Below are 12,172 nucleotides of genomic sequence, written 5' to 3' on the forward strand. Positions count from 1 at the left end.
TTTCTTAATTGTTTACCAATGATTTAGCTAATAAAACCTGTTTGTATTCGCGTGGGAATACCTTGATAAAGAAAGGTTTAACATCCTGCCAATGATCCAGAAGATGTGTTGCCAAATCACTACCTGTAAGGTGTATATGTTTTTTCAGTAAGGAAATAATTTCCGTTTCGTCTTGCGTGTCCAGTTTCTCCAGATCGACCATCTCACCATTGCATCGTTCATGGAAAGTTCCGGAAACATCGTATATCCAGGCAATACCGCCACTCATCCCCGCAGCGAAGTTCCGGCCGGTTTCACCAAGTACCAGAACCCTTCCTCCGGTCATGTATTCGCATCCATGATCACCCAAGCCTTCTACTACGGCCGCAGCACCAGAGTTACGCACTGCAAAACGCTCACCGGCCTGCCCACGAACAAATAGTCGACCGGAAGTTGCGCCGTAGAGAGCCACATTTCCGATGATGATATTTTCACTGGCGTTGTAGACACTCTCTTTTCGCGGATAAATGGCTAACTGTGCTCCGGAAAGCCCCTTGCCTACATAATCATTAGCCTCACCTTCCAATTCGAAAGACAAGCCTTTTGCGGCGAAAGCCCCGAAACTCTGTCCGGCATAACCAGTAAATTTGTAATTGATGGTATTGTCAGGTAAGCCTTCAGATCCGTAAACTTTCGACACCTCGTTCGACAACAGCGTACCGATGGTACGATCTGTGTTTTTCAAATCAAAGGTTCCAAAAACTGGTGTTTTGCTTTCAAGCGAATTTTGTGCTTGTTTCAACAGCTCCCAATCCAGAATACTGTCCATTTCATGATCCTGTGCCTCGGTATTGTACAATGCTTTGGGATCCGCATCATGGGCCACATATAATACATCACTTAAATCGAGCCTATCAATTTTCCAATGTGAGATTTCTTCCTTACGTTTTAAAAATTGAGCTTTACCCACCATTTCATTGATCGTCCGGAAGCCTAATGATGCCATGATTTCACGGAGCTCCTCGGCGATGAACTGAAATAGGTTGACGATATGATCCGGTTGACCGGTAAACAATTTCCTCAGTTCCGGATCTTGCGTAGCAACGCCCACGGGACAGGTATTCAGATGGCATTTACGCATCATGATACACCCTCCTGCTACTAGGGCGGCTGTTGCCACGCCCCACTCTTCTGCACCTAAAAGTGTGGCGATTGCAATATCTTTAGCCGTTTTCATTTGTCCATCTGCTTGAAGGACCACCCGACTGCGCAAGCGGTTTTTCACAAGGGTTTGATGTGCTTCTGCCAAACCAAGTTCCCATGGCAATCCGGCATGCTTAATCGAGCTGATAGGCGAAGCCCCCGTTCCGCCGTCATAACCGGCGATTAAAATAACATCCGCATGGGCTTTGGCAACACCCGCAGCTATTGTACCGACTCCGGCTTTTGAGACCAGTTTAACATTAATCCGTGCCGCACGGTTCGCATTTTTCAAATCGAATATCAATTGCTTTAGATCTTCGATCGAATAGATATCATGATGTGGCGGAGGTGAAATCAAACCTACCCCGGGAGTGGAATGGCGAACTTTTGCAATCCAGTCATCCACCTTATGTCCGGGAAGTTGCCCTCCTTCACCGGGTTTAGCGCCCTGTGCCATTTTGATCTGTAATTCATCAGCCTGGCTCAAATAGTGAGAGGTCACACCAAAACGCGCTGAGGCGATCTGCTTAATAGCGGAACGCATCGAATCGCCATTTTCCAGCTTTTCATAGCGAATTTCATCTTCTCCCCCTTCACCTGTATTACTCTTTCCACCAATACGGTTCATCGCAATAGCCAGTGTGCTGTGTGCTTCATGTGAAATCGATCCAAAAGACATAGCCCCCGTAGCAAAACGCTTCATGATGCTTTCAATCGGCTCCACCTCTTCTAACGGAACTGCCGGACGATGGTAAGCAAATTCAAGGATATTGCGCAACGTATAATACTTATCGCTTTGCTGACTGATTGTCGCTGAATAAGCTTTGTATGTCTCGTAGTCGTTTGTACGACAAGCTTTTTGGAGCAAATGGACGGTTTCGGGGTTAAATAGATGCGACTCACCTCTGCGCCTCCAGGAGTACAAGCCCCCTTCTGGTAATAAATGACTTTTTGATCTACTGGAAGTAAAACCCCTTCTGTGTTTAATTAGAACCTCTTTTGCAATCTCATCCAGACCGAGCCCCCCGATTCTGGAGACAGCGCCACAGAAATAGCGATCCACAACTTCCTTATTGATTCCCAGTATTTCAAAAATCTGAGCACCGTGATAAGATTGCAGTGTCGATATACCCATTTTCGAGAATATCTTCAGCAGTCCGGCACAGATCGACTTTACATAATTTTTTTTCAGATCTGCCCATTTCAGATCGGTACCAATAGATCCCTGTTCTTTTAGCGTGCGGATGGAAGCGAGTGCAAGGTATGGGTTAATGGCTGTCGCCCCAAAGGCCAACAGACAGGCAAAATGATGAACCTCCCATACATCCCCTGCTTCAACAACCAAACCAACCGAACCTCGATGACCTGTTTTAATCAAATGATGATGGACAGCCGAAACCGCCAATAACGAAGGTATAGCCGCATGTTGGGAGTCGATTGCCCGATCGGATAAGATAATAACTTCAAAACCGTCTTTTACTGCATCTTCAGCGTAGCGACATAGTCGCGTTAATCCGTCCTCTAATGCGCCGGGAGTTTCATCTGCACGGAAATAGGTCTGCAAAGTTTTGGCCTGGAAAACCCCTGTATCGATACTCCGCAGCTTTTCCAGTTCTTTGCTGGTCAATACCGGGTGCTCAAGTGCTACACAATGACAGTGCATTTTATTTTCATCGACGATATTGCCACCGTTACCTATAAAAGTAGCCAAACTCATGACCAATCGTTCGCGGATCGGGTCGATCGGCGGATTGGTTACCTGAGCGAAGTACTGTTTGAAATAGCTTGAAAGATGTTGCGCCTGATTGGACAAAACGGCCAGAGGCACATCGGTACCCATAGCTCCAATCGGTTCTTTACCTTCTAAAGCCATCGGTATTAAAATATCCTGTATATCCTCTCTGGAATAGCCAAAGGTCTGCTGATAACGGAATACAGATTCTTTAGCAAGATAGGTAAAGGTGACACGTGGTTCAGCCAGATCATCCAACCTGATCTTGTATTGATCTAACCAATCGGCATAAGGTTGTTTATTCGCAAGTTCGGCCTTGACAGTTTCATCGCTGCTGATTTCACCTTTTTCCATATCGATTAAAAAAATCTTTCCTGGTTGCAGGCGACCTTTTTTAATAACCAACTCTTCATTCAGCGGCAACGCACCAGTTTCTGAAGCCACTACCACCCGGTCGTCACTTGTAATCGAGTAGCGCAGCGGACGAAGTCCATTGCGGTCCAACATTGCCCCGATCATCTTCCCGTTTGTAAAACATAGCGCAGCAGGCCCATCCCAAGGCTCAACTAATGTGGCGTGGAATTCGTAAAAAGCTTTTTTTATCGGATCCATCTGCGTATTGCCATCCCATGCCTCCGGAACCATCATCAGCATCACATGAGGAAGCGAACGCCCACAGTGCATCAATAGCTCGGCTACGTTATCCAGACAAGCGGAATCTGACTGACCCTTATCAATCACCGGCAAGAGAATTTCCATTTCTTCTTCCGAAAAATAAGGCGAGACCAAGGATTCCATTCCTGCATAAAACCAATTCAAATTTCCGGTTAATGTATTAATCTCACCGTTATGAGCTACAAAACGGAAAGGCTGGGCCAACTTCCACGAGGGAAACGTATTGGTTGAAAAACGTGAATGCACCAGTCCGAATGCTGACACAACACGCTCGTCATGAAGATCCGTAAAATAAGACCGGACCTGAGCGGTGGTCAATTGACCTTTATAAACAATGGTTTGGCAAGAAAGAGAAGTCACATAAAAGTGCTCCTGTATTTCCTGCTGTGTTTTTTTGATTTCCTGAACAATCAGTCGGCGGAGAACATATAGCTTACGCTCGAAATCTTCAGTTGTTTTGATGTCACGGGGACGATCTACAAAGAATTGAACAATGGAAGGTTCTACACTTAACGCAGTTACACCAATCCCTTCAGGATTAACAGGAACTTCACGAAAACCAAGAAAATCAAAGCCTCTGTCGATGGCGGCTGCCTCAATGATGGCGCGACAACGGGCATGAGCCTCTTCTTCTTTCGGTAAAAAAGCCATACCGACACCATAATGCCCCGGCTCTTTCAGTAGAATATCTAAAGAAATACATTCATCCCATAAAAACTGATGTGGAATTTGAAACATGATCCCTGCGCCGTCACCACTATCCGGATCGCAACCACAAGCTCCGCGGTGCTCCATATTCTCCAGCATAACCAATGCATCAACGATCTGCTGATGCGATTTCTCTCCTTTTACATGGGCCACGAACCCCACCCCGCAAGCATCGTGTTCAAATTCAGTACGATACAAGCCTTCTGTCTGTGTTAATTTGTTCATTGTTTCTGTGTGTGTTCAAATATGATTTGATTTGCTAAATTAATATTTTTTTCGATATTTTATTATACTTTCAATACTTTTTCTCATTTTTTTTATAAAAAACGTATATTAAATGGTTTATTTTGAATTTTTCTAAATTATAGTGAAAATTATTTTATTCGTGAAAGGAAATGCTTCAAAGTAATATCGGCGACTACTACAACCTGAACCATTATGCGAAACCCACCGAAAACAAATCGCATAGGAAACAAAAAATTAACATTAAGATTACCAAGCAAATAGCAACAAAAGCCACGTTCTTTATGCAAATACGACTTTTATTGCTACTTTTGCGGTGGGTAAGTCTTTTACGACCAGCTCCCTTTAAATCCCCCAGGGCGGGAACGCAGCAAGGGTAAAAGGTTGTAGCGGTGCGATAAAAGGGGCTTGCCCATTTTTTATTCCTGATTTTCTCGTGCGGCCTCTTTCTTTTTTCGCCTGCCTCCTTTTTTTAATCTTTACATGATACATGCAGAAGTAGCGCCTTTTAATCTTTAGTACAATAGGTTATAAATTGATAATTTTATTGGCTAAATTTGTTCACGAATTCATAGGGAATTTTTAATAAAATTTAGATCAAAAGAACAATCGATGAAATTTTTTATTGACACAGCCAATCTTTCTCAGATTAAAGAAGCACAAGATTTAGGTGTTTTAGACGGTGTAACCACCAATCCAAGTTTAATGGCTAAAGAAGGTATTAGCGGAGAAGAAAACGTTATTAACCACTATAAAGCTATTTGTGATATTGTTGAAGGGGATGTTAGTGCAGAGGTAATCTCTACAGACTATGATGGGATTATCAAAGAGGGTGAAGCATTGGCGAAACTAGATGAGAAGATCGTTGTCAAAGTTCCCATGATTAAAGACGGTGTAAAGGCATTGAAGTATTTTAGCTCGAAGGGAATTAAGACCAATTGTACGTTGGTATTTTCAGCGGGTCAGGCTTTGTTGGCCGCAAAAGCTGGTGCCACCTACGTATCTCCGTTCATCGGTCGGTTAGATGACATTTCAACAGACGGCTTATCATTAATCGAAGATATTCGTATGATTTACGATAACTATGGTTTTGAAACTCAAATATTAGCTGCATCCGTAAGGCACACCATGCACATTCTGGAGTGTGCGAAAATTGGTGCAGATGTCATGACAGGACCTCTATCTGCAATTTTAGCTCTTCTAAAACATCCGTTAACAGACAGTGGACTAGCTCAGTTCCTTGCTGATCATGCGAAAGCGGCTGGTAAATAAACATTCTTAATTTAAATGCGAGTCAGTAGCTTAATTGATATACTTATAATCGGCGGCGGCCCCATAGGTTTAGCCTGTGGGATCGCCGCAAAAAAAGCTGGTTTGTCGTATTTAATCCTTGAAAAAGGATGTCTTGTTAACTCCCTTTACAACTACCCTCTAGGAATGACTTTCTTTTCTACAGCCGAAAAGCTGGAGATTGGAGGGCTGCCTTTTGTTAGCATCAATCCGAAGCCTAAGCGGGCGGAAGCGCTGGAATATTACCGTCGGGTTTCACTCACGTATGACCTGGATATTCACCTTTTCGAGGAGGTGAAAAATATTGCTGATGAAAAAGAGCACTTTACGGTAAAAACAAGTAAAGGAGAGTATCATGGCAAAAACGTAGTTATTGCAACTGGTTTTTACGACGAACCCATGTTATTGGATATACCGGGTGAGAATCTGGACAAGGTATTCCATTATTATCGCGAACCTCATTATTTTGCTAATCAAAATGTCGTGGTGGTGGGAGCAAGCAACTCTTCGGTAGATGCAGCTTTGGAGACTTACCGAAAAGGTGCTAATGTGACCATGGTGGTACGCGGACAGGAAATTGGACAGCGTGTAAAGTATTGGGTGCGACCAGACATAATGAACCGAATTTCAGAAGGGTCTATTCAGATTTATTTTTCTAGTAATCTGACCGAAATTCGTGAGAACGAAGTTGATATCCAGACACCGGAAGGACAGATAACGATCCCGAACGACTTTGTACTGGCCCTGACAGGGTATCGACCAAACTTTTCTTTCCTAAAGAAAATCGGCATCAAAAACAGCGATAAAATTAGTAAAACGCCGGTTTACGATCCGGTAACAATGGAAACTAATGTAGAAGGCATTTACCTGGCTGGCGTTGTTTGTGGGGGACTGAACACTCATTCCTGGTTTATAGAAAATTCAAGGATCCATGCGGATCAAATAATTCAAGCGATCATTAATAAACTAAATAAATAATAAATGGCAAAAGAGTTTTATAGCGATTTGCGGTTAGGCATTCTGGGCGGGGGACAATTAGGCCGGATGCTAATCCAAGAAGCAATTAATGTTAATGCGAGCATTTCAGTGCTTGACCCGGATGCTAATGCTCCTTGCAAGAAGCTATGTGATTATTTTGAAGTGGGTGCGCTGGATGACTTTGACACTGTTTATAAATTTGGAAAACGGGTCGATCTCCTCACCATAGAAATTGAAAAGGTGAATGTGGATGCTTTGGAGAAATTAGAGGATGAAGGTGTTGTGGTATACCCTCAGGCGCGGATTATCAGACTGATCCAGGATAAAGGCTTACAGAAAGAGTTTTTTAAACAAAATGATATTCCGACTGCACCTTTTCAACTAATCTCATCGAGAGAAGATCTGAAAACAACACATTTTAAACTTCCTTATATTCAAAAGTTAAGAAGGGATGGTTATGATGGGCGGGGTGTTATGAAAATCATGTCAGAAGGTGATATTGACAAGGCTTTTGAAGCACCAAGCCTGATTGAAACCTGGATAGACTTTGAAATGGAAATCAGTGTCATCGTGGCTCGAAATGAAAATGGAGAGGTAAAAGCTTTTCCGGTAGTGGAAATGGAGTTTAATCCTGATGTAAACTTAGTTGAATACCTGATCTCCCCTTCGCTCCTTCCCCTAGAAGTTCAGCAAGGTGCAGAAAGGCTAGCCATAAAAATTGCGGAAGATCTGCAAATTGTTGGTCTGCTAGCGGTAGAAATGTTTCTGACGAAAGAGGGTGAACTTCTTGTTAACGAACTGGCGCCAAGACCTCACAACAGTGGGCATCATAGCATCGAAGGGAATATTACCTCCCAATTTGCGCAACATTTACGAGCAATATTCAACCTGCCACTTGGGAGTACGGACGTTTTGACCAATGCCGTGATGATTAACCTGCTTGGTGAACCAGATTTTCAAGGCTTAGCACGTTATACCGGACTGGAAAAAATATTAAAGATGGAAGGTGTCTATGTACACCTATATGGAAAGAAGTATACCAAGCCGTTCCGAAAGATGGGACATATTACCATTATTAATGAAAATCGTGAAAAGGCGATCGAAACGGCAAGGACGGTTCAACAGACTATTAAAGTAATTGCTTAATTATAGAAATATGGCAAATCATAACCTCGCGGAAGTCGCTATCATCATGGGTAGTAAATCTGACCTTCCTGTCATGCAGGATGCAGCGGATATCTTGAAAGAACTGGGTGTGCACTATGAAATTACAATTGTTTCTGCGCACCGCACACCCGAACGTTTGTTTGATTTTTCAAAGAGCGCGGCTTCCCGTGGATTGAAGGTTATCATAGCCGGTGCCGGCGGTGCAGCGCATCTTCCTGGTATGGTGGCCTCGATCACGCATGTACCTGTTATTGGAGTTCCGGTTAAATCGTCCAACTCGATTGATGGGTGGGATTCGGTTTTATCGATTCTACAAATGCCCAATGGTATCCCAGTAGCGACGGTAGCCCTGAATGCTGCTAAAAACGCGGGTATCTTAGCAGCGCAAATCTTAGCCACCTCAGACGAACAGTTAGCTCAAAACCTGATACATTATAAAGAACAACTAAGACAAAAAGTTGAAGAAACAGCGAAAGAAATCGAAGAGCAAAACAATAAGTGAAGAGCAAAAACAATAAGTTTTTGACTTTCATCTGAATTTTCAAAGCTGAGTATCTGTACTTTTTGACTTACCTTTGCAAATTCAAATTAATATTATGAGCAAAAGAGGAAGAGTTTTAGTGGCAATGAGTGGCGGCGTGGACAGTTCGGTAGCTGCCGTTATGCTTCATGAACAAGGTTATGAGGTTATTGGCCTGACCATGAAAACATGGGACTATGCTTCTTCTGGCGGTTCATCAAAAGAAACGGGGTGCTGCAGTCTGGATAGCATTAACGATGCTCGTGCATTGGCAGTAGCCTATGGCTTTCCGCATTATATATTGGATATACGAAATGAGTTCTCGGGATCTGTTATAGATAATTTTGTTGAAGAATATATTGCGGGGCGTACACCCAACCCCTGTGTTTTGTGTAATACACACATCAAATGGGAAGCTTTGCTCAAAAGAGCGAACCATTTGGATTGTGAGTTTATTGCTACAGGACATTATGCCAATATACGCGTGCACGATAATGGCCGCTATGTGGTGTCAAAAGGAAAAGATGAAAATAAGGATCAGTCTTATGTACTCTGGGGCGTGTCTCAAGAGAATTTAGCGCGGACTCGTTTTCCGTTGGGGAATTTTAGCAAAACGGAAATTAGGCAAATGGCTGAAGATATGGGGCAACATGAGCTTGCTACCAAATCAGAAAGTTATGAAATATGCTTTGTACCAAACAATGATTATCGTTCTTTCCTTCGCCACCAGGTAACGGATCTGGATGATCGTATCGGACCAGGTAACTTTACACTAAGCGATGGAACCGTTGTGGGGAAACATGAAGGCTATCCTTATTATACTATTGGTCAGCGTAAAGGCTTGGGCATTGCTTTAGGGCGCCCGGTATTTGTATTGGAGATTATCCCGGAAACCAATACCGTAGTTATCGGCGATGAGGTTGAATTGCAACGCTCTGCCGCTACTGTCCGAAATATCAACCTGATGAAATATGCCTCGTTGGAAGAGCCCATGGAAGCAATAACTAAGGTACGGTATAAAGATGCAGGAATGACCAGCACACTTAGTCAAAACGGAGATACGATGCAGGTAGAATTTCACCACGCAGTGAAAGGAATTGCACCTGGGCAATCCGCTGTTTTTTACGAAGGTAACGATGTGATCGGCGGTGGTTTCTTGGCTTAAGGCAATTCTTGTTTTCGGCCTTCCTTGATGATTAAATATTTCCATTCATTTGAAAATCCCTTTTTTATTGCCTTTATTTGCAAAAACCAACAACGTTAATGGCAAAGAATTTACTGATTGTAGAGTCACCCGCAAAAGCGAAAACAATTGAAGGATATTTAGGAAAAGATTTTTTAGTCAAGTCAAGTTATGGACACATCAGGGATCTCGTAAAAACTGATGAGGCGATTGATGTAGCGAATAACTTCAAACAAAAATATGAAGTTCCAGCGGATAAAAAGGCTGTAGTTAGTGAATTAAAAAAGTTGGCAAAAGCTTCTGAAACCGTATGGTTGGCATCTGATGAGGACCGCGAGGGAGAAGCTATTTCCTGGCATCTTTTTGAGACGTTGGGCCTTGATGAAAATAAGACCAAGCGTATTGTTTTTCATGAAATCACCAAGCCTGCTATCGTTAAAGCCATTGAGAACCCACGAAAAATTGATTATAATCTTGTGAATGCACAGCAGGCGAGACGAGTACTGGATCGCTTGGTTGGTTTTGAACTGTCACCAGTGTTATGGAAGAAGGTAAAACCTTCCCTTTCTGCGGGTCGTGTACAATCTGTGGCGGTCCGCTTATTGGTAGACCGTGAACGCGAATACAATAATTTTGTTCCGACGGCTTCTTTTAAAGCTATCGGGATATTCAATACCGGAAAACCGAAAGAACTTTTTAAAGCGGAGCTGGCAAAACGTTTTAATAAGGCTGAAGAGGCTGAACAGTTTTTAAAAGACTGCTCTGATGCTGAATTTAAAATCAAGTCTCTCGAAACGAAACCCGGCAAACGTTCGCCAGCAGCACCTTTTACAACATCTACACTGCAACAGGAGGCGAGCAGAAAGCTTGGCTTCTCGGTTGCCCGTACGATGCGAGTAGCGCAACGCCTGTATGAAGCGGGTTATATCTCCTATATGCGTACCGACTCGGTAAATTTGAGTCAAACCGCAATTGACGCAGCGGAGCAGGAAATCAAAGGTGCATATGGAGAGAAATATCATAAAAAAAGACAATATAAAACGAAGTCGTCCGGAGCGCAAGAAGCTCACGAAGCTATCCGACCGACGAACTTCGCTAGTCATACCATCCAGGGAGATGCAGCTGATAAACGGCTTTATGAATTGATCTGGAAACGAGCAATCGCTTCGCAGATGAGTGAGGCTGAATTCGAAAAAACAACCGCAAAAATATCCATCTCCAGCCGAGAGGAAGAATTGACAGCGAACGGCGAGGTTATGAAGTTTGATGGTTTTCTGAAAGTCTACTTTGAATCAACAGACGAGGAATCTGAAGTAAACCTAGAAGACAATAGCGACAATACACTACTCCCTCCTCTTTCGGTTAACCAAACGGTTAACTTAACGGAGATGAGCGCTACAGAGCGCTTTACACGACCTCCAGCGCGATATACAGAGGCTAGCTTAGTTAAGAAAATGGAAGAACTGGGGATCGGGCGACCATCAACGTATGCTCCGACGATTTCCACGATACAGAACCGGGGTTATGTTGTGAAAGAAGATCGCGATGGAAAACCAAGAAACTATCAGGTATTTACACTTAGCGACGGGAAAGTTTCCTCTGTTGTTAAGACAGAAATGACGGGCGCTGAGCGCGGAAAGCTATTCCCTACGGATATTGGGGTTATGGTGAACGATTTCCTTGTTGAGCATTTCCAGGATATCGTGGATTTCAATTTTACGGCGACTGTTGAAAAAGAGTTTGACGAGATAGCGCAGGGATTGAAAGAATGGACCAAGATGCTCAGTGATTTCTATGGCCCCTTTCACAATGATGTAGAAAACACCTTGGAGACTGCCGAGCGGGCAAGCCATGAACGTGAGTTGGGTATTGATCCTGAATCAGGTAAAAAAGTCATCGTGAGGGTTGGACGATTTGGGCCGTTAGTTCAAATTGGCTCCACAGATGATGAGGAAAAACCACGTTTTGCGAGTTTGCGTACCGGTCAAATGATTGAGACCATCACTTTTGAGGAAGCAATGGAACTATTTAAGCTCCCCAAAAAGGTTGGCAACTTTGAAGACAAAGACATGGTTATTGCGGTCGGCCGTTTCGGCCCCTACATCCGTCATGACGGAGCTTTTTATTCTTTACCGAAAGGCAGAGATCCGCTGGATGTAGAGGAGGACGAAGCAATAGAAATTATTCAGGTAAAACGACAAAAGGACAAAGATAAAATCATAAAAACTTTTGAAGAAGACCCGAATGTCCGAGTTGAAAATGGACGTTGGGGTCCGTTTATACGTTTTGGAAAACAGAATATCAAAATCCCAAAAGATACAGTTGCAGAAGACCTGACCTTTGAGGAAATAAAGAAACTCGCGGGTGAGCAACCAGCTACTAAAAGGGGTGCGAAGGCTGCGAATAAGACAGCCAAATCCGCTGCTACGAAGAAGAAGACACCCGCAAAAAAGAAAACGACAAGTAAAACGAAAGCCAAAGAGAATTAGTATGT

At 43.3% G+C, this 12,172-nt stretch carries 7 protein-coding genes and 1 other RNA gene; 7 read left to right on the forward strand and 1 reads right to left on the reverse strand.

Going from position 1 to position 12,172, the window contains the following annotated elements; all coding sequences use genetic code 11:
- Positions 1–4 precede the first annotated feature (4 nt).
- Positions 5–4,522 carry a glutamate synthase large subunit gene (gltB, locus tag D3P12_RS12865; RefSeq protein WP_118196112.1) on the reverse strand — a complete coding sequence of 1,506 codons (4,518 nt, stop codon included), beginning with the start codon at positions 4,520–4,522 and terminating at the stop codon, positions 5–7.
- Positions 4,523–4,858: 336 nt separating this feature from the next.
- Here gltB and ffs point away from each other — a divergent pair.
- The 7 genes from ffs (at position 4,859) to topA (ending at position 12,167) form a co-directional block, all read left to right on the forward strand.
- An RNA gene (gene ffs / locus D3P12_RS12870) (signal recognition particle sRNA small type) lies at positions 4,859–4,957 on the forward strand.
- Positions 4,958–5,152: 195 nt separating this feature from the next.
- A complete protein-coding gene (gene fsa, locus D3P12_RS12875; RefSeq protein ID WP_118196114.1) occupies positions 5,153–5,812 on the forward strand; it encodes a fructose-6-phosphate aldolase in 660 nt (219 codons plus the stop codon).
- 15 nt (positions 5,813–5,827) lie between these two features.
- Positions 5,828–6,808 carry a YpdA family putative bacillithiol disulfide reductase gene (locus D3P12_RS12880; RefSeq protein WP_118196116.1) on the forward strand — a complete coding sequence of 327 codons (981 nt, stop codon included), beginning with the start codon at positions 5,828–5,830 and terminating at the stop codon, positions 6,806–6,808.
- A gap of 3 nt (positions 6,809–6,811) precedes the next feature.
- On the forward strand, positions 6,812–7,954 hold the full coding sequence (locus D3P12_RS12885; RefSeq protein WP_118196125.1) for a 5-(carboxyamino)imidazole ribonucleotide synthase: 1,143 nt from the start codon (positions 6,812–6,814) through the stop codon (positions 7,952–7,954).
- 10 nt (positions 7,955–7,964) lie between these two features.
- Positions 7,965–8,477, forward strand: a complete 513-nt coding sequence (gene purE / locus D3P12_RS12890; protein WP_118196127.1) for a 5-(carboxyamino)imidazole ribonucleotide mutase — start codon at positions 7,965–7,967, stop codon at positions 8,475–8,477.
- Positions 8,478–8,571: 94 nt separating this feature from the next.
- The gene (mnmA, locus tag D3P12_RS12895) at positions 8,572–9,660 is read left to right on the forward strand and encodes a tRNA 2-thiouridine(34) synthase MnmA (protein WP_118196129.1); all 1,089 of its coding nucleotides are present in this window, start codon (positions 8,572–8,574) and stop codon (positions 9,658–9,660) included.
- 98 nt (positions 9,661–9,758) lie between these two features.
- Entirely contained in the window at positions 9,759–12,167 is a 2,409-nt protein-coding gene (gene topA, locus D3P12_RS12900) for a type I DNA topoisomerase (protein ID WP_118196131.1), read from the forward strand.
- Positions 12,168–12,172: the final 5 nt, after the last annotated feature.

Source organism: Pedobacter indicus, assembly GCF_003449035.1.
Taxonomy (GTDB): Bacteria; Bacteroidota; Bacteroidia; order Sphingobacteriales; family Sphingobacteriaceae; genus Albibacterium; species Albibacterium indicum.